The sequence below is a fragment of the methanotrophic endosymbiont of Bathymodiolus puteoserpentis (Logatchev) genome (assembly GCF_900128525.1).
GTDB lineage: Bacteria > Pseudomonadota > Gammaproteobacteria > Methylococcales > Methylomonadaceae > Methyloprofundus.
The window spans coordinates 19,344-43,188 of sequence record NZ_FQTQ01000062.1 but is presented as its reverse complement, the minus strand read 5'-3'; the positions used below and the strand labels follow the sequence as shown (position 1 = coordinate 43,188).

Annotated in this window: 15 protein-coding genes, 1 tRNA gene and 1 CRISPR repeat array (1 of these 17 running past the window's edge); of the genes, 5 read left to right on the top strand and 11 right to left on the bottom strand. The window is 40.0% G+C overall.

Features of this window, described 5'->3' with window-relative positions; all coding sequences use genetic code 11:
• Nucleotides 1-51: 51 nt before the first annotated feature.
• From BQ7314_RS04320 to BQ7314_RS04290, 7 genes are all read right to left on the bottom strand, one after another.
• Nucleotides 52-720, bottom strand: coding sequence for an HAD family hydrolase (locus tag BQ7314_RS04320; protein ID WP_174482483.1), 669 nt, complete (start codon nucleotides 718-720; stop codon nucleotides 52-54).
• Entirely contained in the window at nucleotides 720-1,658 is a 939-nt protein-coding gene (locus BQ7314_RS04315; RefSeq protein WP_174482482.1) for a nucleotidyltransferase domain-containing protein, read from the bottom strand. The genes BQ7314_RS04320 and BQ7314_RS04315 overlap by 1 nt, the downstream gene beginning before the upstream one ends.
• Nucleotides 1,658-2,587 (bottom strand): GGDEF domain-containing response regulator, encoded by a 930-nt coding sequence (locus BQ7314_RS04310; protein ID WP_174482481.1) that lies wholly within the window; start codon nucleotides 2,585-2,587, stop codon nucleotides 1,658-1,660. Before BQ7314_RS04310 ends, BQ7314_RS04315 begins: the two co-directional genes overlap by 1 nt.
• A 114-nt stretch (nucleotides 2,588-2,701) precedes the next feature.
• A complete protein-coding gene (gene ttcA, locus BQ7314_RS04305; protein WP_174482480.1) occupies nucleotides 2,702-3,568 on the bottom strand; it encodes a tRNA 2-thiocytidine(32) synthetase TtcA in 867 nt (288 codons plus the stop codon).
• 105 nt (nucleotides 3,569-3,673) lie between these two features.
• A complete protein-coding gene (gene fabB, locus BQ7314_RS04300; RefSeq protein WP_174482479.1) occupies nucleotides 3,674-4,894 on the bottom strand; it encodes a beta-ketoacyl-ACP synthase I in 1,221 nt (406 codons plus the stop codon).
• An 11-nt stretch (nucleotides 4,895-4,905) separates the two neighbouring features.
• Nucleotides 4,906-5,421, bottom strand: a complete 516-nt coding sequence (gene fabA / locus BQ7314_RS04295; RefSeq protein ID WP_174482478.1) for a 3-hydroxyacyl-[acyl-carrier-protein] dehydratase FabA — start codon at nucleotides 5,419-5,421, stop codon at nucleotides 4,906-4,908.
• A gap of 137 nt (nucleotides 5,422-5,558) precedes the next feature.
• Nucleotides 5,559-7,502 carry a transglycosylase SLT domain-containing protein gene (locus tag BQ7314_RS04290; RefSeq protein ID WP_174482477.1) on the bottom strand — a complete coding sequence of 648 codons (1,944 nt, stop codon included), beginning with the start codon at nucleotides 7,500-7,502 and terminating at the stop codon, nucleotides 5,559-5,561.
• A gap of 301 nt (nucleotides 7,503-7,803) precedes the next feature.
• On the opposite strand from BQ7314_RS04290, the gene BQ7314_RS04285 reads away from it, so the two are divergent.
• The 5 genes from BQ7314_RS04285 (at nucleotide 7,804) to BQ7314_RS15660 (ending at nucleotide 12,670) form a co-directional block, all read left to right on the top strand.
• On the top strand, nucleotides 7,804-9,462 hold the full coding sequence (locus tag BQ7314_RS04285) for an ABC transporter ATP-binding protein (protein ID WP_245394916.1): 1,659 nt from the start codon (nucleotides 7,804-7,806) through the stop codon (nucleotides 9,460-9,462).
• Nucleotides 9,462-10,331: a PHP domain-containing protein gene (locus tag BQ7314_RS04280; protein WP_174482475.1), complete on the top strand. Its 870-nt coding sequence runs from the start codon at nucleotides 9,462-9,464 to the stop codon at nucleotides 10,329-10,331. Before BQ7314_RS04285 ends, BQ7314_RS04280 begins: the two co-directional genes overlap by 1 nt.
• 80 nt (nucleotides 10,332-10,411) lie before the next feature.
• A tRNA-Leu gene (locus BQ7314_RS04275) sits at nucleotides 10,412-10,497 on the top strand.
• A gap of 314 nt (nucleotides 10,498-10,811) precedes the next feature.
• Entirely contained in the window at nucleotides 10,812-11,915 is a 1,104-nt protein-coding gene (locus BQ7314_RS04270) for a tyrosine-type recombinase/integrase (RefSeq protein ID WP_174482474.1), read from the top strand.
• Nucleotides 11,916-12,496: 581 nt separating this feature from the next.
• Complete coding sequence (locus tag BQ7314_RS15660) at nucleotides 12,497-12,670, top strand: hypothetical protein (RefSeq protein WP_217423828.1); 174 nt, start codon at nucleotides 12,497-12,499, stop codon at nucleotides 12,668-12,670.
• 256 nt (nucleotides 12,671-12,926) lie between these two features.
• On the opposite strand, the gene BQ7314_RS04265 is transcribed toward BQ7314_RS15660, so the two are convergent.
• From BQ7314_RS04265 to BQ7314_RS04250, 4 genes are all read right to left on the bottom strand, one after another.
• Nucleotides 12,927-13,091: a hypothetical protein gene (locus BQ7314_RS04265; protein ID WP_174482473.1), complete on the bottom strand. Its 165-nt coding sequence runs from the start codon at nucleotides 13,089-13,091 to the stop codon at nucleotides 12,927-12,929.
• A gap of 25 nt (nucleotides 13,092-13,116) precedes the next feature.
• Nucleotides 13,117-13,332, bottom strand: coding sequence for a hypothetical protein (locus BQ7314_RS04260; RefSeq protein WP_174482472.1), 216 nt, complete (start codon nucleotides 13,330-13,332; stop codon nucleotides 13,117-13,119).
• Between the two features lie 143 nt (nucleotides 13,333-13,475).
• The gene (locus tag BQ7314_RS04255; protein ID WP_174482471.1) at nucleotides 13,476-19,301 is read right to left on the bottom strand and encodes a DEAD/DEAH box helicase; all 5,826 of its coding nucleotides are present in this window, start codon (nucleotides 19,299-19,301) and stop codon (nucleotides 13,476-13,478) included.
• Nucleotides 19,302-19,313: 12 nt separating this feature from the next.
• Nucleotides 19,314-22,781 (bottom strand): hypothetical protein, encoded by a 3,468-nt coding sequence (locus BQ7314_RS04250; protein ID WP_174482470.1) that lies wholly within the window; start codon nucleotides 22,779-22,781, stop codon nucleotides 19,314-19,316.
• A 135-nt stretch (nucleotides 22,782-22,916) separates the two neighbouring features.
• A CRISPR array of direct repeats spans nucleotides 22,917-23,845; the repeat unit is 36 nt; unit sequence GTCTTAATCCCTTCATAAACAGGGCTACTTTCTAAC (it continues 642 nt past the right edge of the window).

Here is a 23,845-nt window from a genome sequence, read left to right as displayed (position 1 = left end):
AGTAATACACACTAGAAACGGATAAAAGCTGGAATTATACAGGATAGTTCGCTATTTTTGTGCTGCCTGCACCAGTATAGATAATTCAGATAAATCATTCAAAATAATGCCTGCTGATTTTTGCATGCACTCATTTACCGATATAGAAGGCACCAGTACCGAAAAAATATTGGCATTTTTAGCTGCCAATAAACCAATTAAAGAATCTTCTACCACTAAACAGGATTGAATATCCTGCTCTAAGCTATCAGCTGCTTGCAAAAATATATCGGGCGCAGGTTTAGGTGCTTGCACATGATCACAACAAACTAATAATTCAAACAAATTTTCTATACCTGCATAACGCAAACATTCACGGGCATTTTTTTCGGGGCTATTAGTCGCTAAGCAATAAGGAATTTGTTTGCTTTTTAATACGGACAGCAAGTCATGAACGCCTTTTTTTACAGCAATACCCTCACGAATGACTGTAGCCCGCCAAAATTTAGAACTCAGTGAATAAAATTTTTCTAAGGGAAAATTATCACCCAAAGTTTGCGTTAATTTTAGCTCTATCAGCGCGAAAGATAAGCCCGACACCTGCCTATAAAACGCATCACTTAACTGATAGCCTAAAGCGTCTGCCGCTTGCTGCCAAGCCTGAAAATAAGTGACCTCGGTATCCAAGATCAAACCATCCATATCAAAAATGAGTGCATTAAAATCAGGTAAAATGCCCATTAAATCTCTATTACCTTAATATACTCGCCCACTGCTTCACGGCTTGATCCCACCAAAATTCGCGCCTGACCTGTGCTTGATACTTCTAATTGTCCAGACACTTCGATGCGCTCTCCTTGCACCGCTTGCCCTGTATAGGTTGCGGTATAACATACGATCTCAGAAACTTGCTCATGTTCGATTAAAAACCTTGCAGGATAATCAAAGCCATATTGCGCATTAAGCACGGTTGCTTGAATCAATGTTGCACCTTTTTTTTGATAGTTAACCCCTTCATCTTCAGCCCTTAACACCAATAAATTCAAATCAAATTTACGCTGATTAATTAACGCTTTATTGTATTTACGCTGCTCATGCCAAACATAATCTACGTAACTTAAATCACATTGCCTACGTTGATAGGACTCCAGCCAATCCTGCTCAGAAAGTTGCTGCAATCGACCTTGTTCTATGAATTGTTTAATTAACCCTCTCAGTTGATAAAATTTTTTACGGCCATAGACCACTAGATCAATATCTGAATTGATATTTTGCGCACCAATCAATAACGAACCCGTCACACCGACACGCTGAAGATCCACACCTTTAACTAAAAGCATCTGACATAAAGCAGTACAATCTTGTTCAATCATATCAAGATTTTTTTTAAGCAATAAGTCTTGTAAGCGTTGTCTAGGCTGATGGTGAATAACGATAGATTGAACATTGACGGCATGTAAAGCAGCAGACTTTACTAGCGAAAAAAATAAATACTGAGGATAGTGCTCTGTTAAAAAGTGATTAGCCTCTTGCGTATCTAGCTTTCGCCATATAGTACCTTGTTGCACATAACGCAAAAAACAAAGCACCTTACCTTGCTCTAAGCCTTGCTCTACAACAGCAAACACTAACCCTTCTGCTGTTTGAATAAAGTCTTTAGGGAAATAACAATCATTCACTAAGCTTTTTCAACCCGGTTTCTCCCTTTTTCCTTAGCGCGATACAAAGCATCATCCGCTGCCTTTGTAACTTCCTCACCACTTTTAAACTGCCCTTGGTAAGTTGCTACACCTAAACTCAAAGTCACATGATCTGCCACTTTCGACCCTGCATGGGCAATACCCAGCTTAACGATTGCTTCTCGAACCTTTTCCGCAAAAATTGTCGCCCCTTGTAAATCAGTACTAGGTAAAATAAAGGTAAATTCTTCACCACCATAACGACACGCCAAATCTGTTGGTCTTGCGCAGGCCTTAGCTAAAGCCAATGAAACATCTGCTAAACACTGATCGCCTTTCTGATGTCCATATTTATCATTGTAAAGCTTAAAAAAATCAATATCACACAGCACCACCGACAATGGCTTTTTCTCGCGCTTAGCCAATTTAAATTCTCTGTCTAAAGTGTCATCAAAATTACGTCGATTCGCCAACCCCGTTAATTGATCAAACATCGACAAATGTAAAAGCGTTTTATTTGCCTCAAGCAAACTATCCTGCGCTTGCTCAAGCTTCTGCCGCATCCTATAAATACGCTCCATTGCAGTAATTTGCAATTGTAAGCGTAAAGGACTAATCGGCTTTTCCATATAAGCATCGCCTCCTGCTAAAATGCCTTGCGTATAGGAATCATCATCTACTTTAGTCGTTAAGAAAATAATAGGAAACCAGTCATCCCTTTTGATTTCACGTATTTTTTGAGTTGCTTCAAAACCATTCATCCCTGGCATCTCAACATCCATCATAATAAGGTCGACCGAATTTTCTTTGATATATTCGACAGCATCATTTCCAGACTCCATATGTACAGCCTCATGACCCAATGAAGAGATGCATTCAGCAACCAACATACGAATAGATTTACTATCATCAACAATCAAAACTCTCATTAGCACCCTATATACACTAAAAATATCCGAGTTAAATATAATATATAACAATACTATACCTGCAAAATAACTACAATAAAAACAAGTTAATCAAATGATTACATGCCCCCATTCCTATCTCTGTAAAATATCTAACCCAGAACTATCCGCCTCTATCATTGCAGAATTAACACTAACATCAGCGCGTTGATCTAAATTTAACCCGATAAAATCAAATAACTGTGTATCTGCTAATTGCGAAGGGGCAACACTTTGCAAGCTTGAGAAAATAGTCTCTAAGCGACCTGGAAAAGCTTTATCCCAGTTTTCCAGCATTTTTTTCATCATTTGCCGCTGTAAGTTCTCTTGAGAGCCACATAAATTACAAGGAATAATAGGAAACTGCTTTAATTCTGCATAAGTTTCTATATCTTTTTCCTTACAATAGGCAAGCGGCCTAATAATAATATTTTGACTATCATCGCTTAATAACTTGGGTGGCATAGCTTTTAATTTTCCCGCATAGAAAATATTTAAAAAAAATGTCTCTAAAATATCATCGCGATGATGCCCTAAAGCAATTTTAGTTATACCCTCTGCCTTTGCATAACCATATAAAGAACCACGACGTAAACGAGAGCACAAACTACACGTCGTTTGGCCTTCAGGAATAACTCGCTTAACAATACTATAGGTATCCTGTTCAATAATATGAAAAGGGACACTTATTTTTTGTAAATATTTAGGCAGAATGTGCTCAGGAAAACCTGGTTGCTTCTGATCCAAGTTTACCGCGATAATATCAAAATGAATCGGAGCAATTTTCTGAAAATACATCAAAATATCCAACAATGTATAAGAATCTTTACCCCCCGACAAACATACCATCACTTTGTCGCCGTCTTCAATCATATTGAAGTCAGCAATAGCACTACCCACATTTTTACGTAAACGTTTGTGCAATTTATTAAATTCAGTTTGTTCTTTTTTAGTGCTTGACATATCTAGTAAAACTCAGGGGATAAAATCCTTAAAACAAAAAAAGGCGAAAAAGCACTCTTACTCAAGAGCACCTTTTCACCTTAAACAGGCTAAAAGCTATAAAGTCTAGCTGTTATAGCGCTGAAAAATCAATGAAGCATTCGTTCCACCAAAGCCGAAACTATTCGACATAATAGTATTTAAAGTCACATCATCTTTACGTGTTGCAACAATAGGCATACCTTCTGCTCCAGGATCCATTGATGTAATATTAGCCGATGCGCTAATAAAATTATTTTTCATCATTAATAGTGAGTAAATCGCCTCATTTACACCCGCAGCACCTAATGCATGGCCAGTCAATGACTTAGTAGATGTAATATAAGGCATTGCCTCTGCATCAAACACTTGACGCAAAGCTTCTAATTCACGCGTATCGCCTACGGGGGTGCTTGTACCATGCGCATTAATATAATCAACTTTAGCATCAACCGTTGCCATAGCTTGCTGCATGCAACGAATAGCGCCTTCTCCTGATGGTTGAACCATATCATAGCCATCTGAAGTCGCACCGTAACCAGTCAACTCAGCATAAATTTTAGCACCGCGCGCTTTAGCATGCTCCAGTTCTTCCAACACTAAAACACCGCCACCACCAGAAATAACAAAACCATCACGTGCCTCATCATACGGACGTGAGGCACTTTCTGGCGTATCATTATATTTAGACGACATAGCCCCCATACCGTCAAATAATACTGACATAGTCCAGTGTACTTCTTCGCCACCACCAGCAAAAACAATATCTTGTTTACCTAGCTGAATTTGCTCCATGGCATTACCAATACAGTGCGCACTTGTAGCACAAGCAGACGTAATTGAATAATTAATACCTTTAATTTTAAACGGTGTCGCTAAGCAAGCAGTGTTCGTACTCGACATAGCACGTGTAACCATATAAGGCCCAACCCTTTTAATTCCTTTTTCACGCAAAATATCAGCGGCAGCAACTAAGTTTGAAGTAGACGGCCCACCTGAGCCCATAATCAAACCTGTGCGCACATTCGAGACATCACTTTCTTCTAAACCAGAATCAGTAATGGCTTGCTGCATAGCAATATAGTTAAATGCTGCACCATCACCCATAAAACGCTTTACTTTACGATCAATAAAGTCATCAAGGTCAATATTAATAGCGCCACGCACATGGCTACGAAAACCTAACTCTTGATAGTCCTCCGCAAAAGTAATACCTGAGCGCCCCTCTTGTAGAGATGCAAGAACCTCTTCACTGTTATTTCCAATACTAGAAACAATACCTAGTCCTGTTATAACTATTCTTTTCATGTTCTGCCCCTTTAGAAATCTTTTGTATTTGTAAATAATCCAACGCGCAGGTCTTTTGCAACGTAAATCACTTTACCATCAACTTCCATTGTTGCATCAGCAATACCCATAACTAACTTGCGCATAATAACGCGTTTTAAAGTAACTTTATACGTTACTTTTTTTGCATCAGGCAATACTTGACCGGTAAATTTAACCTCACCAACCCCTAGTGCACGACCTTTACCCGGCCCACCTTTCCAGCCCAAATAAAACCCTACTAACTGCCACATAGCATCAAGCCCTAAGCAACCTGGCATAACAGGGTCACCTTGAAAATGGCAGTCAAAAAACCATAAGTCTGGCGTAATATCCAGTTCAGCAATAACTTCGCCCTTATCAAACTCTCCCCCCGTATCAGAAATATGCGTAATGCGATCCATCATTAACATATTTGGCAGAGGTAACTGCGCATTTTCTGGGCCAAAAAGCTCACCACGGCCAGATTTTAATAACTCTTCTCGATCATAACTATGCTGTTTTTGCATTCCCAATCCTGTTTATTTTTTATAATTATATTTTTGTCTATCACATTATTATACCTTGTATCCATCAAAGATAGAGAATTTATCATGCATATTTCGCCACATAAATAGCATGCTTAAAGCGGCACTACAAAGTCATTTTATATCTTCTTAGAAGACTTACTGGTGTTTTTAGGCTGTATGTCGATCATAAAATCAGACATCAAGCCTTGCTTACCACCTAAGCGTCGCTGATAAATCAAAGCATAAGTTAACACTGCAGCAACATACGTTCTTGTTTCTTTATAAGGTATCGTCTCTATCCATACATCAGCTGCATAAACATTAGCAATATTTAACCACCGATTCACACTATCAGGACCAGCATTATAAGCCGCCGCTGCCAGGGCAAAATTACCCGAGAACTTGTCTAGCATTTGCTTATAATAATAAGCGCCAAATTTAATGTTAACCGATGCCTCTAATAAGTCCACACTGGATTTCCAAGGAAAATTTATTTCTTTAGCAATTTGCTTACCGGTATTTGGCATCACTTGCATTAACCCCAATGCTCCAACAGGCGAGCTCGCAGCCTCATCAAACATGCTTTCTCGGCGCACTAAGCCATATATAATAGTTTCATCCAAACCTTGTAAACGAGAATTTTCTTGGATTTTATCAGTAAAATCCAATGGAAAGCGTAAATTCACATCATCCCAATATTTCGCTTGCGCAACCGTCATAATTGCCTGTTTGTGCCACTGCCATTGCTCTGCGATCTTAGCAGCCACTAACAAATTCGTACCTTTAAGACCACGAATAGCTTGCCACCAATATTGTTTTGCCTGTTTGGTTCTTTGCAAAGCCCTGAACTCATTAACAATAACAAAATCTTTTTCAGCTAAAAGCGTATTTATCTCCTGCTTATCTGCTTTAATGGGGTTATCTGCCAACCAATAATCCTGCTGCAAATAATCAGCCGCTAAAAAACCATAATAACTACGCTCTTTTGCCAAGCGAATAAATATTTCTCGCGCTTTTTTTAACTGCCTAGTTTGCACAAATGTCTTACCTTGCCAATAGCGCCACCTTTCCGATTGCTTCTCTTCAACGGACAGCTTGTTTAGCGCCTGTTGCACGGCAGTCCAATCATTTTTAATTAAAGCAGCTCGCACCGCCCAAGTACGTGCTGTTTTATCCGGCCGTGTTAACCGAGAAAAATGTGCATAAGCTTTATCAGACTTGTTAAAAGTCAACTGTAACGCTATGGAACGATCAATCTTATATAGCTGCTTTTTTGTTAGTTTAAAACTTGACTTTTGTGTATTCCATATCTGCAAAGCCTTATTAACATCGAACCCTATAACTCGCCTTACAGCATAGGTAAACATATCGGCTTTTTGCTTTTTCGATACACCTTGTAACACACCTGGTTTAGCAATTAAGTCAGGATGTTTTAATAATAAAAGCCATTGCTTAGCATCTCGTTTAGCAACTTTACTGGTCATTTTATTCTTCAGATAACGAGCTAAACTATATTGCCGTGCATTAACTGCAAGCCTAAATCTCTGCCAAATGAGTTTTTGCGTTAAAAAAGAAGATTGTGTAAATTTAGCTAATAATTGGTCACAATCCCTTGGCAACGAAGACCCAGTTAACCAAATTTTCTTCGCTGCCGTTAGCGCCTTCGTTTTATAATTTAACTGATATCTAGCCCACTGATAACGACATTGCCCCTGCTTACTTTTAGAGTTCCGATAATTTTCCACATAAGCGCCCCATTGTTTATTTTTATATAAATAATCCAGCCATTGCCGGTGCAACATACGCGCATAAAGTGGCGAATCATTATCCTGCAAAAATTTCTGGATTTTCTTATCTTGATCTAAATTATCACTAAGCCACTGATAATTCAAATAAAAATATAAAGGGTAATCCACCAACTCCAAGCTTAAAATTGAAAAACCTTGATTATCTCCAGATTTAATCAATTCCTCCGCTTGCATAAACTTCAAGCGTTGCTGCTCACCTATCACTGCCGCACAATCTAGCGTCCACACAAAAATAGCAACAGAAAAAACAACTGCTCTTAAACTAAACCCCATATTTTTAAATTTCCTTTTAAGTCAACAACACATAACAGCGCAATTATTTAACAAATAGCCACAGCAAAACAAAAGTTACATTTTTAACCACACCAAACAACTGAATTCCAGCTATAATTTATCTTAAATCTTGTCTACATAAAAGCTAAGAATCAACGTGCAAAACCAACAATCAAGCCTCACTACTCACTATACCTGGGCCTATATCATAGACCTAGTAAAACAACATAAAAAAGAACTTATCTCCGCCCACTTATTAGCCATTTTAGCAACCATTGCGACCGTGCCTGTTCCTTTGCTTATGCCTTTATTAGTAGATGAAATTTTACTCAATAACCCTGGCATAATGGTTGCAACTATCAATCAATTCACCCCCGCTAACTGGCACACCCCCATACTTTATATCAGTGCAATTCTATTAGTGAGCTTATGCCTAAGAGTTATAGGTATTATCTTTAATATTATTCAGTTACGTCAATTTTCTCGAATATCTAAAGATATTATCTTTCATATCCGAAAAAAACAAATCAATCACCTAAAACATATCTCCATGGCTGAATATGAAAGTCTTGGAAGTGGTACGGTCATTACTCATCTAGTCACCGACTTAGATACTTTAGACACCTTTATTGGCAGCACAACCAGCAAATTACTCGTCGCCGCCTTAACGATTTTAGGTACAGCTATTATTCTATTGTGGATGAACTGGCAATTAGGGTTATTTATTCTACTATTGAATCCAATTGTTATCTTCTTCGCTCGCAGCCTAGGCAAAAAAGTGAAGACACTTAAAGCCAATGAAAACTCCGCTTACGGAATTTTTCAACAAGCACTCACTGAAACATTAGAAGCGATCCAACAAATACGCGTCAGTAATCGCGAGACCCATTACTATCAGAAACTTATCGACTCAGCCATCCAAGTTAAAGAACATTCCATTGCTTTCGCTTGGAAAAGTGATGCCGCTACTCGCTTTAGTTTTTTAATATTCCTTTTTGGTTTCGATATATTTCGCGCTGCTGCCATGTTAATGGTGCTTTACTCTGATTTAAGTATAGGGCAAATGCTTGCGGTCTTTGGTTATCTCTGGTTTATGATGGCTCCCGTACAAGAAGTCCTCGGCATTCAATACTCATTTTATGGGGCAAAAGCCGCCTTAGAACGCATTAACCGCATGCAGACTCTACAACAAGAACCTATTTACCCTGCGCTCATCAACCCTTTCCTCAATAAGAAAACCGTTAGTTTACGTATTGAAAATTTACATTTCCGCTATAACATAGAAAAAGATGAAATCCTCAGCGGCATTAATTTAAGCGTTAAGGCAGGTGAAAAAATCGCCCTTGTCGGCGCAAGTGGCGGAGGTAAATCAACCTTAATTCAGACCTTGAATGGCCTATATCCAGTTACTAGCGGCACTATTTATTATGATAATATACCCATGAATAAAATTGGCTTAGATGTTATTAGAGAGCATGTAGTCACCGTTTTACAACACCCAACACTATTTAATGACAGCATCCGTGAAAACCTAACGCTAGGTAAAGCAGCGACTGATGCTGAATTATGGCAAGCACTCGAAATTGCTCAATTAAAAGAAACTATCCTTAGCCTAGAAAAAGGTTTAGATACTATTGTTGGTCGTCAAGGCATGCGCCTGTCAGGTGGTCAACGCCAACGTATCGCCATTGCACGCATGATTATTGCCAGACCCAGTATTGTAGTACTCGACGAAGCAACGTCAGCCTTAGATACAGAAACCGAACACAAATTACACCAAGCACTAAACGACTTCTTAAAAGGCCGCACCACGGTCATTATTGCGCACCGCCTTAGTGCTATCAAGCAAGCCGATCATGTCTATGTCTTTGACGAAGGGAAAATTTGTGAGCAAGGCGAGCATAATAAACTTATCAATCAAAATGGACTTTATGCAAAACTCTATGGAGAATATCAATAATGAATGAAATAAAATATGACCTCCATTGCCACTCCAGTGCATCAGATGGCGCACTTACTCCCCATGAAGTAGTCTTGCGCGCTAAAGAACACGGAGTAACAACACTCGCATTAACTGATCATGACACGATTGCAGGGCTTGCTCAAGCACGCCAAACAGCTAATGAAAATAATTTAAAATTAATTTCTGGTATTGAACTGTCCTGCACCTGGAATAAAAGAACATTCCATATTTTAGGTTTAGATATCGATCCAAATAATGCTGAGCTTTTAAAAGGAATACAAACACTACAAGACACGCGCCTCGAACGCGCTCATAAAATCGCCCATAAGCTAGAAAAAAACAAGGTTCCCGGCGCTCTCGATGCAGTATTAGAAGCCGCAGGATCCGGCATGATTACTCGCTCTCATTTTGCCGATTTTTTACTAAAAAATAACTACGTTAGCACTATGCAGGGTGCTTTTGATCATTATCTAGGTCAAAGCAAATCCGCTTTTGTCAATACTCAGTGGGCAGAATTAGATAACGCAATCAATTGGATAATCAAAGCCGGAGGCTGTGCCGTTGTCGCTCATCCATTACGTTACAAACTTACCGCAAGCTGGATGCGACGTTTTTTAACTGCTTTCAAAGAGTATGGCGGACAAGGCATGGAAATTATTACCGGCCGAAGCAATCCTGATGAAGTCCGGCGTGCTGCCCACTTTGCCACTCAATTTGAATTATATGGCTCTATAGGATCAGACTTCCACAACCCAAAAAATCAATGGGTAGAACTAGGTCGATTAGCAACACTCCCCACTAATATACGCCCTGTCTGGCAATTATTTACACCCGATAAAATAAACATCATAAAAACAATGAACTAAAAAAATTAAATAATATTTCAAAAAACATCTAGCCAAGTAAAAAAAAACTGCTATAATAGTTTCTTCTCTTAAGCGAGATTGCCTCGGTGGCGAAATTGGTAGACGCAAGGGACTTAAAATCCCTCGCCTTCTGGGCGTGCCAGTTCGATTCTGGCCCGAGGCACCAATCTTTTAGAGAAATAAATCAAGGACCTAGAGTTTTTACTCGATGTCCTTTTTTTTTGCCTAAAATTCCTATGGGACACTCATGGGACACTTCAAAACAACACAGCACAACAAAAGACAACAAAACATACCCCCAATCCTTATTCAAAAGTAACAAACTCATCCATATTTTATATCATTACTGCCCCACCAGCGCCCCAAAGCAAAGCTGGTACTACGTAAAATAATTACTATCAATACCTTAACCCTATCCTTTGTTGTGTTTATTTATGTTTTACCGTAGCATTTAGCACTGATTACCCACTAGGAATGATTATGGCTTCCATCGAAAAACGTGTTACTGACAATGGAAAAGTATCTTACCGAGTAAAGGTACGCCTAAAAGGATACCCGACACAAACAGCTTCCTTTGATCGCATCACAGATGCAAAAAAATGGGCTCAACATACAGAATCAGCAATCCGAGAAGGCAGGCACTTCAAAACCACTGAAGCAAAAAAGCATACCTTTGGCGATATGGTTGATCGCTACATAAAAGACACCTTACCCACCAAACCCAAATCACAAAACAAACAAACCATGCAACTCAATTGGTGGAAAGAGCAGCTTGGTGATTATCTATTAGCGGATGTCACAACCGCCCTAATTGTACAATGTCGTGATGACCTATTAAGCAGTAACACTAGAAGAGGCACGCAAAGAAGTCCAGCAACAGTCGTTAGGTATATGTCCGCCTTATCTCATGCATACACTATTGCTACTAACGAATGGCAATGGCTAGAAGATTCACCAATGCGCAAAGTAAAAAAACCTAAGGAATCACGCGGGAGAGTACGTTTTTTAGATGATAATGAACGTGAATGTCTACTTTTAGCCTGCAAAGACTCAACAAATGAATGCCTTTATCTATGTGTTGTACTAGCAATCAGTACAGGAATGCGACAGATGGAGCTTATGAACCTCACTTGGCCGGATGTAAACCTAAAAGATAGGTATATCATCTTACATGAGACAAAAAACGGGCAAAGAAGAAGGGTTCCCATTACTTCACATGCTTATGATTTATTAAAAGCGCATAACAAAGTAAGGCAGATTAATACACAATTGCTATTTCCTAGCAAGCGATACCCAGACCGACCATTTTTGTTAAGGCTTCCATTCGAGCGAGCAATAGAGCAAGCTGGCATAGATGATTTTAAATGGCATGACCTAAGACACTGCACTGCTAGTTACTTAGCCATGAATGGTGCTTCCCTTCCTGAAATAGCCGAAGTATTAGGGCATAAGACATTAGCAATGGTTAAACGCTATGCTCACCTATCAGATGGACATGTTAGCTCTGTTGTAGAGTCGATGAATAACAAAATATTTGGCGAAGATCAGCAACAGGAAGCTAAAAACGCAGAAAAAGACCAATAACAAATCTTTTTTATTTCAATAACCGCCATACTAAGAGCCGGCTAAACCCGCTAAACTACTTTTTTACTAATTCGCATTGCGAAAATGCGAATTTCCCTACCTTAGCCCTTTAGATATAAGATGTTTGCTTTTTCGCATAAATTCGCAAAATGCGAAAACAGACGCGCCATCCTACCTCATGAAATACTTGGGACTCCTGTCGCCAAATATTCATTCACATACGGAGCGAATTGGATAAGCCCCAGTACGCCCTGCGTCCGCTTCACAACGCACAAAAGCCGCTACGTTAAAGCTACCTCAAATGGCTTGAGGGCTGTCGGGATAACAACTAGCTCCCTCGCGCACTGCTATCGCTCGGATTGGCGACAACCCTGTCGCCTACTACGGACCAAAAATCATCACTTCGCTATCGCTCCGTTTCCCTGATTTTCAGCGTAGGGTAAATCACGCCGCTAATTTTTTATGCAACAAAGCCCCCTGAGAGACTCAGGACTTGTTTTGATCGTTAACTGTACTTTTAATGGTATTGGCACAAAGCTTGAGCCATTAGCAAGACGGTTTAATTCTAATAAAGCCAGTTGATGATAAAGGCCGCTGCTGCCATATTTATTGATATAGGCTTGATAGAATTCAGTGCTTTTCTTTTGACTAACAAAACTCCAGAACACCGTTTCGCTGTTGTCCTAGATATTGGAGATAATTTGTGGGGGGCTTACCGCATTACTTTGCCTAAAGTAAAATTCATTTTCCATTGAAGCGTTGTACCAGGGCATTTGTTTATTACCGGTGGTTTGCTTGACTTGTTTGCACACCCCTTTAAAACAGATTCGATACTCAAGCCAGGTTTAGCCAAATGAATTATTTCCACTGGGTTTGTTTTTCCTGTTGGTAAACCTATCGGTAAATTCAGCCCCATTATCCGTCAATACATAGCTGATATAAAAAGGAAAATACAATTTACAGTGATCTAAGAAATGAACAGCATTTTCGACTGTTTTATTTGTATAAACCTTAAAAAAACATCAGTTGGGCACAATCATCACTGACGACTTTACTCATGCCCAGTAATTTAGCATTAACACCGTCTGTCATTAAACTCGTCATATGGGCATAGCGCGTATGAGCTGAAAGAATCGACAGCAGGAATAAGCCTAATACCAACTTTTGTCGGAGCATTATTACTGTTGTAATGTAAAGGGCGTTAGTCTACCCAGGGCAGAAACAAATGTCCCATTTTCAAAAACTGAATGAAAAATGACAGTTGCCCCAGCGGGGTTACCTGAGCCTGCGGATCCCATTCAATATGAATTTTTCCATCAAATGTATCAGCAGCTAGTGCCCTGATTTCTCGCTTCGGCAGTGCAATTTCTTTGTTACCCTCTGGATGAATAACTTTAGGGGTAATACCATAGCTCATCTCAAGTGGTTCAGCTACTCCAGGTAATAACTTTATATTTATCTGATTTTTTTAGGTTAATGCACACTATAAAACCCAGTTATTTTTTTCGATCACTGCTGCCTACCTAATCTCTTAAAAAAATAAAACTGAACACATCATTCTCATTCATATCGGTAAACTTTTGTTTCAGACTTAATATCCATTAACTTATCTATACCACCAGACAAATCATATTTATGTAAAACTGAAGATCCATCTGCATCAAGCATCCTTATATCAACACTTCTATCATGGAAACTCTTCTTATCTCTAAAAGAATGTATTTCTATGCTGACCTTGTCAATTAAGGGCTTCAACGTCGCTTCAAGTCCATCATTAATAAGGTAACTGGACTCATAATTGGCATCTTTATAATGTAATTCTCGGCAATGGATAACAATTTTCTCAACCTTATCAGCCAGACTCACGAGAATACCAACAAACTGAATCAAATTACTTCTTTGCCACTCTGGTGAACCACAAAAAGGATCTTTAATAACAACCTCTTCTATATAAGCACCTTTAAGAATTGAGAAAATTTTATTAAAATTTCTCGCCTCCCCAGCTGATAATGGCCATAGTTCAATCGGCTGACCTTCTTGAAATTTACTATCCGGATAGACTGTTGAGTTAGAAATAAAGGCATTTAAAGCATTCAGCATCTCATCATTTATCAGCTTATGATAAAGAGGCGCTGCTAATAAATTTTCTAATAGGGTGGACGATCCTTTAGGTGTGATCCAACTTGACGCACCAACAGTTAGCTCGGTAAAAATACGCGGTAATTCAACAGTACTTTGATTAAAACTAATCGATAACAGCTGATCCGTTATAAAAGGATAAAAATAACGAATCGTCTGACGCATATAAGGCGTATTTCTATCCCCTGAGATTTGTAGAGGTTCAGTCAAATAAATACTCAATTTTTTGCCAGAATTCAGCCAATCAATGATCCACTGACGGACTTGATCTGAGCCTCCCGATATCACATCCAGCCTTTTGCCTACAAGATGCAAATGATGGCAGCCCGATAATTTTTCTGAGAACCCTTGTAAGTTGGGATTATGCCACCTAATAGCGCCATTGACCGCATAAGGGTCAGCATCACCTCCACTCAATAATTGCTGCAACCATGCAATCACCGGCTTTCTATCAAATAAATCCCAAACATGCTGATTAGAATAATCACAAAGACATGAACTACAAGCACTCACACAATTTCGTGGACACGTTAATATTGAAATAGCCTGTTTTACAATATCCTTAAAGGCAATATCAGAATACACACGGGTACAATAACCTGCCCCACCTGAAACCGCATCATATAAAATCGCCTCCACTTCATTTCCATTAATACGAAATGTTGAACGAAGTTCATTTGATTGAATCTGCAAGCAACTAGCCGCCGCAAAGCGCAATGCTTCACTTAATGTACGACAAAATCCATCAAGGAAACTTTGTATACTGTCCGCATTATCCTTAGTAGGAAAAGGTAAAGCCTTACTAAAAGATAAAATCAAAACATCCGTATCAAATTCATGTGCCAACTCCACAGGAGATGGCAGCTGATTCGCCTGACAATTTCTATCTGACAGGGGATCAACATGCGTCGCCTTAATGAATTTTTTAACCTTAGCTGGCTCACTATATTTACATAAAGGACAAATATGATAGCCAAGCCCATAAGGCCCCCTATTCAAAATAAACAACTTACCAGGCTGCTGCTCATCAATCGGTTGAGCTCGCAAAATCGCCTTTTCAATTAAAGATACATCGGTTTCTTCAAACTGTTCAGGAGACGGCTTAGTAATTAGTTTCGCTTCATCCGCTCTGCGCTGCCTTTTGCGCATCGTCCCTGGATCACTGCCATGTCGATCCGAATAACTGGTGACAAAACCTAAAGGTTTAATATATTTACCTACCGTACGCTTACCAGTATTACCACAGTGACTACATTCGATCGCCACATCCTGTTTTTCAATGCCAATATCAACATGATGGCATGAGCGGCAGAGTGCATACCACTCAGTCGGCATAAACATTTTAGGGTAACTGGCTAAACCAGTACTTTTCCATAAGCGGCCATTCGCAACCACTTCAGCGCCAGGTGCGTATTCACTAATCCCCTGGCTCGCATCACGACTCAACGCCACATCGCCCTGATTACCATAACTATTGTTATTGGCGTAATCCTTAGTCACCTCAAGCGTTAATGAATGCACAGGAAAGCTGTACGTCGGGATAAGGCTGCGTTGCGAGAGCTGATTAACCAGAAACTGTTGAATATATCTTTTTTGCAAATTCTGCCAGTGAGTTGCTTTTTTATACTCCTCCAAAGCACTTGCTTCTTTTATTTTACTCTCATAAAGTGACCACCGACCATTGACTTCATTAGCAAAATTGATCATTTGGTTACGAAAAGCGCTTGATAACTCTTTACCTGCCAAAGCAATTGCTGATGCCCCTAATGGCAAATGTTTCTTTAATGACTCAGCTTCCACCAATGCTAGCGCCCTTTCTTTACCCTCTAGCCATTGACTAAGTTGATCTATAAACACTTGATGTGCCGCATTATCAAAGTTATCGCCAAATACTGCCTTTAGTGATGGCGCATTCGTACTGAGATCTTTAATTCTATCGCGCAAAAAATGCGACAAGATAATTGCATTTTGATGTCGCCTAAATAAGCGCGCATTATCTATTTTAATAAAAGGAATAGCCGCACTACTGCTTAAAAAGTTTTTGAAATCTCGAAAAACAGCTTGGTCATATTGCCCCGACCGCGCAACGGTGATACAAACAGGCGCTGCTTGCGCCCTTCTTCCTGCACGACCTGTCCTTTGCTGATAATTGGAAATATTAGGGGGAATATTTAGATTCAACACCGCATCAAGATCACCTAAATCAACACCCATTTCCATCGTGGTGGTACAGCTCAATACATTGATTTGCTTATCTGCAAACTCACGTTCAATTTCTTCTCTCAGCTCAGTAGACAAGGAAGCCGTATGTTCTCTGGCTCTCGCTGTCGTAGTACTCGCATTAAGGTAGTTATAAATATAGTGATTTGTCTCTTCAAGCGATTGGCGCTCAGCCTGACTTAACTCATCAACATTTCCCTTACAACGGAAGGCTGTACATTTTAATGTCACCGATATCGGCTGTAATAATCCACAATCATTACACACATACAATGGGAAGTGCTGACCTGATATAAAGCTTATTTTCTGTCCATTCAAACCATAACCAGGGCTTATAGGGCGCAACAATTTTATATCTATTAATGACTGCCAAAAGGTACCTAAAAATGCTCTGGCCTCACCCCAGCTCCAGCCTAATTGCTCGATTAAATACCACGTTCTCCGGTTATGACGCTTTGAACCTTCCTGCGTAATCCAAGCAAAGCGAATGTTATCATTGGCTTTATAAAGTTCAAACGAACGATGTTTAGCATAAGGCTGCCCCCATATATAAGGGTCTAGCATATCCAAATCATATAAATCCGATATCGCTTTTTCACGCCGAATGGTTTCCAGTAGAAAATAAATAAGCGACTCACTGTCGTTTCGATATAACTCAGGAATAGCTTCAGCTATCTCTCTTTTTAAGCGCCCGGCTAATTTATCATCATACTCAACACGGACTAAACCTAAGGCTTCCAAAGAATTTCTACGTCCTGATGGCGTAAAAAACTCTGCTGCAATACGCCCCATGAGTAAATCACGCATTCTGGACTTTTCCTGAATTAATTGCCCTTGATGATTAATCATCACAGGCAAACCTTGTTTTTTCCAGTGCTTATACACTTCGTCAAACAACCACTCTAAATCCATCCTGTCGCCACTATTCTTACGCATCACTTGAATTAAAGCGGAACGCAAAGCTAAGTCGGCATTGGTACGTTCAAAATAGGGCGCAAAAAAAGCCGCATCCTGACGATTATCAGAAAAGGTTAATAAACTACGCCCACCCATCGGTTTAGGATTTGAATTATCGTGACTAATAGGTAACGACTCGAGCAATTGCTGTAATACAACAGCACCCAATGCTTCATTACCTGGATGCATGCGTGTTATTACCTCAACCCCCGCCATCCCACTGGAGCCACTGCAGGCAGGACAACGCGGCACATACCTGCGCCCTGTCTCCTCATTTTCCTTAGATTCTATTTGATATAAGCTGATACTGGCTGCGCTCTCAGTAGACAATTCACCTGTAATAGGGTCAATATCGACACGCTTATTATCACTTTCTACTAAATCAATATCATCATCGTCTTCATCGACTGTACCCTGACCTAAAGGCTCGCCCAACCAAAACAACATGCGTTGCGCACTACCAGCCCCAAGAACAGGCATTCTATTATGCAGCTTACCGTTATACTTAAACCCCTCCATATAAGGCTGGCCACACTTACGGCAAACCAACATAGGGTAATAAATACCCTGTGCATCTTGATAAAACCGATAAGCTTTGATGGCACTCCAGCCTTCCTTTTTCGCATTACTGGGGCGAACTGAAATACCTTCAATACTATTCGTAGCAATATGATAACGACCAGGCAACAAAGGAAAGCCATTATCATCAGCCTTCGCCAACATACCAATATGAATAATAGCGCTTAAAGCAGCGCAAGCTTGCTCATCATCAGCAGAAAAAATGAGCTCAGCCAGACACTTAAATTCTAAAGCGCTACCATTATCCAAAATCTCAGATACTTTTCTGATGTCACTATTTTTAGCAAACACCTCTTCCAGCGCATGAGCAAAAGGTAATGCCTTATTTAATTCAGGTATTTTGTTGCTAATCCCTTCATCATCCAGCAAATAACTCCACTCGCGACTATCAAGCCCATCCTCAGCAATCATTTGGTTAAGAACTTTACCAATGCAGCACCAATCACTCACCACCAAAGAAAATAGATCGCCTTTTTGCTGTAGCCGCACATGAGGAATGCGAGTGCCTCTAATAACACGATGCACCTCTTCGCCAAACAAATCTTTCGCAAAAGAGATTATTTTTTCATCGCTATCTATACCGCTGGGTAAACTCGCACTAGTACCAAACACCTGTAAAGGCTGATTAATGTTTAAGCGATTTTTTAATTTGCGTAATAAAAAAGCAACCTCAGTGGCTTGCGCTCCTTGATAAGTATGAATTTCATCCAGCACAATCGTCTTTAAAGCATTATGCGCAAACAAGGGGGCATTTCTCGGCAGTAACAATAAATGCTCAAGCATTGCATAATTTGTAATTAAAATTTTAGGTGGATTAGCTAGCATCTCCTCTCTGGTTAATCGCCAATGACTCGGAATTTTTCCATCTAACGCTTGCATTAATTTATCATTATCACGCAGGCGACTTTCCTCTTCTTCTCGACTGGTATTAGCTCTGATTTGCGAAGTAAAACGCCCAAATGAAATCTTCTGCTCCGCCAATTGCAAGCCAAAAAGCGGTGCGATACGATAATAAAGCTGATCATTCGCCAATGCATTCATCGGGTAAATCAATAAACAACGTACACCCGGCGTATCTGGCTCAGGATCACTTAATAATTGCTGAGCAATCGGATACAGAAAACACTCTGTTTTTCCACTACCCGTTCCCGTTGCCACTAATAAGCTTTGCTTATCTCGGCAAGAAGCGATTAAGGCTTCCTGCTGATGCGCATGCAAAGCTCTATCAAGTAATGCTTCAGGCAACTGGGCAAAGCCATTATGCAAAAAACCACCCGCCTCACTTAACAATGAACGCAGTGCATGACCTTTTTCGAAATCAGGTAAAGCCTCAATATAAGGCCCTTTAACCAGCTCTTCATCATTCAAAACAGCCTGAAAAGCTTTTTTTAACTCAGGATAATTACGACTTATCGGTAAAGTGGTTGGAATGTAACGTCTTAGCGTATCACGCAGATGTTGGTATAAAATTAAAGGGTTATTTTCTGTCATTATGATTCCGTTTTAATCCCTGTCTGCTTGAAAGCCGATTTCCCAAAGAAGAAGATAAAATGCAAAAATATCCTCACCAATAAACAACAAATAACCTAATACCCCGTGTAATTCATTAAGCCCATTGGATACTTGCCCCGCCAACTCATTAATAAACAACTTAAGCACGCCAGGGTTACGAACATCTTGACGACAAACCAGTGAAAAAGCAGCCAGAAACTGAATCATAACCAAGTAATTTTCTCGTAGCTGCGCCTCTTCATCAGCCAATAAATCCATCTCATCAATACTTAATTTATCCAGTAAACCCAATGAAAATGGTTTAAAACTATCTGGCACAGCCTCAGTACACAGACCTACCGTCGCATGGCGAGTACAATTTTTAATCAGACCTAAAGCCGTTGTACGCCTAAAATCATTACCTAAACTGGTTCTTATATAATTATTCTTAAATTTCTTCACTGCCCATTGATAATGCAAAGCCCCTAAAAAATCCCCCGAACCAGGCAACCAATCTTCTTGGTAAAATACGCCCTCTCTACTTGATATATCCTCAGAGTTCAAAGCTTCAGCATAAAGCTTCATACTAAATCCTTTAGGCTCAGCACCCCTCATAACAGCTTGAACATTAGCAAAGGAAACCACCATAATGTCATCAATAATCCCCTGACTACACAACGCAGCGACACCACCATTAAGCTTAGCAAACAGCTTAAACGCTAATAACAAATTTTCTTTACGATGGTCGAAGCCCTTATAAGCACTTGCAGGACATGAAAATATCCACGGAATCGTTGCGCCTAATGACAGAATTGGCACCCACCCTGATGAAGCCGTATCAGGCGGATATTGAGCTGCCAAATGTAAAGACTCTAAAAGCAATTCACCTTCTTGCTGACTAAAACGACTGACAAGATAAACCCACAGCGACTTTAACCAAGTGATTTCATCCCATGACGCTTGCGCATAACAAATCAATAATGCCTGATGCACACGCCGTAAAATGGGCAATAACTCACTAGCTGACAATAAACTTAATAAAGCTTCAATATCGACAGGCAGAAGACTTGTACCACTCGCATTAATTGATAAACCAAAGGCATAATGATCTTGCCGCGCATTACATAAAAACCCCCAGCGATTATTAACCTTAACCTCCAACCCAATAACCCATGCCCCAGCGTCCCAATTAGTCACCAGACATTCTAGTAAATAATGCGTCACACCAGATTCATTAGCCGTCGTCAAAACATAAGCGAGCGCATCCGCATTTTGTAAGCCGATGACATCATCAGGCACTAACTCCATACTTATGCGCTTACCCGTTAATTGATCGACTGCCGTCAACCTAAAAACATGAACAAGATGACTTAATGACATCGCCACCGTCAGACATCCATTAGTTCCTGCTCGACTCACTTTAAAGGACAATAACTCATTGGAAGTCACTAAATTTAATAAAGGCTCAGCTACTATCGACCCTATTGCTGTAAATTGCAGCGTATGATGATCCGGTGTTAAATATTCCAATAAACTCGAAATATGCAACCGAAGTGTTTTATTTTTATGGCCAATAGGCTTACTAAAAGCACCTAATTGCAGTACTCCAGGCGTAGATGAAAAAATCTCCAGCAAAGAACGCGAAACGCTATTAACCGTTAATGGGGTATTTTTTTGTAAAATACGCTCACTAGACTGATGCTCAGAATAATCCTTCAAGCTCATAAATACGCCAGCTACAAACCAAGAAAGGCTAACTTTCTTATGCTCACTTAGTTGAAAACATAAGCGAAAATGACGTATGTTGACATTTTCATACGCAACATACTGCTCATACTTAGCCGCATTATCAGATTCCTCTAACAACAAATTATCAGGCATGCGATCACAATAAAATTGATTAGCATTTTCTACGGACACTAAACCATTCCAGAACAATACCGATGACCGAGCAATAGGCCGAGCAATATTGGTACGCTTTAATTCAATTAACAAACGCGCAACACCCGACTTCCATTGAGCCGCCCATACTGCGACATCTAATTCTAAAATCTGACTATCGACAGGATTTATAGTGACTTCTATTGCCTCACCTAGTTCCCCAGGCACTAACCGGACAATATAACCCGCGTCCGTTTGCTGCAGATAATCTTGAGGAATACTCACGCCGATTTTTAAGCCCGCCGAAGCATACACCTCATGCCCTTTAGTATCATGATAGCTATCACCCATCAGGCATAAATACGGCTTAGCATCTGCCTGTATCGTTAAGCTGGCAGGCCCACGCTGTAACACAATCTGTTGATCAGGAATAAGAGCAAGCGAAAAACCATACAAGTTAGGCTCTTCCGATAAACACTCGACTTCCGACTCTAAGCCTGTCGGTTTAAAACGGCTGACTAATTGATAATGACCAGGCTCCAACGCCAAACTAGCGTTATCAGCACTTAATTGAGCGTGGGTTAAGAATTCACCACTCGCAGAAAAAACTAACAGCCGATTATCTCTATGATCTGGCCATAAATTAAAACTATACTTATTTTTTGAATTGCTATCAGACAGCGTAATCGTTTTATACAAAATCGTCTGCAAGGGCATCAGTTGAAGCTCATACTTCCCTGCTTGAGTAATAGACTCATCATCTAACTGTACTTGCCAAGTAGAGGCTTCACCTGCTGGTAATTCAATCGCTAAACCATTATCTAGCCACAATAAACGCGGCAAAGATAAATGACGCGCCCCAGTTAACTGACTAGCCCCAATTTCGACAATCGTTTTCGCCATAATCACTTCAAGTTCTAACTCAGGCGCATGTAATTCAGGATTATCAATTAATTTTAAAAATAAGCGCAAATAAAAACCATGCTCATCATTTTCAATCGCATTGCGCACCGTCACAGAGACCGACGAGGTTAATTTATCAGCAAAAGAACGTGTCCATTGTTGAATCGCTTGAGGATTATCATCGGAAGGTAAACCAATTTTCTTAGCGTAACGAATCATGCGTTTAACTAAATCTTCCACATAATTAACAGGCACGCCACTCTGCTGCAGATACTCGTTAACCATATAATTAGTACCTGATTGACGCGAAGAAACCGCTAATCCTAGCCTTAAACAAGCCCGCCGATAGGCAAGCCAAAGCGCCTTTCTATCATGTGTCGTTAATTCTTGACGACTAGCAAACACAGCCTGACTAATAGCGGGGTAAACCTCACGACCTGTTTCATCACCATAGCTTTCAGCCACATGCAACGTTAAATAACAGGCATAAATCGCCGGCCATTTGCGTAAGCCCAGAATAAACTCATCAACAGGTTTGTTTTTTAGCTTTGTCTGCTTATGTAAAAATTCGCGAGATTTACTAGAAAAATCAGAACTGTATAAACCAAGATAAGGGTATTCGCCTTGCGTAATAGATTTAAGCAAAGCGTCCTCAGTGTGCTGGTGCCAAATAGCGGTAGTCGGGCTTAAAGACATAACATGAATTCCTTTTAATGGATTGCGTAATAGAGCGCTAGTAGCGGCTTTATGAATAATGATACCGCACTATTAAAGCAATTATTTGTCGTTACGTCCTTTCTGACAAATTTGTTAACAATGAGCTTCCTTGCTACTTTAATCCCTTCATAAACAGGGCTACTTTCTAACAAGGCAAGCTCTTTAGCTAGAGCGGGGGATATTGTCTTAATCCCTTCATAAACAGGGCTACTTTCTAACCAGAACGAATAGAGGTACAAGCTGAAATACTTAGTGTCTTAATCCCTTCATAAACAGGGCTACTTTCTAACGAAAAATTCACATGAAGTACTAGCGAAACAGTTGTCTTAATCCCTTCATAAACAGGGCTACTTTCTAACTTAACCTACGAGTCAGGCTGGCATAAAGTGGAGTGTCTTAATCCCTTCATAAACAGGGCTACTTTCTAACGGTGCAATTTTGGGAATCCAGCGGCAATTTTGCGTCTTAATCCCTTCATAAACAGGGCTACTTTCTAACAAACGCGACTGCAAACTATTCGGGGAAAAATAAGTCTTAATCCCTTCATAAACAGGGCTACTTTCTAACAGAGACAAGCGTAGCGTTAGAAATGAGCTTGAAGTCTTAATCCCTTCATAAACAGGGCTACTTTCTAACAAAAGAGTAGGTGTAATGCATGTAAACCAGTGTTCGTCTTAATCCCTTCATAAACAGGGCTACTTTCTAACCTCCCTGTGAACTCTTCAATGGATTTCTCCATTGGTCTTAATCCCTTCATAAACAGGGCTACTTTCTAACGGGACAATAACATCACCAGGCTACATGCGTTGCAAGTCTTAATCCCTTCATAAACAGGGCTACTTTCTAACGTATACTCTTGTTGAGTCTGACATTGCTGGTAAGTCTTAATCCCTTCATAAACAGGGCTACTTTCTAACCTTAGCTGAAGACGATGTTACTGAAGATAACGTGTCTTAATCCCTTCATAAACAGGGCTACTTTCTAACATAAGGCTCCCGCGCCTGATAACATCGCGGCCTCGTCTTAATCCCTTCATAAACAGG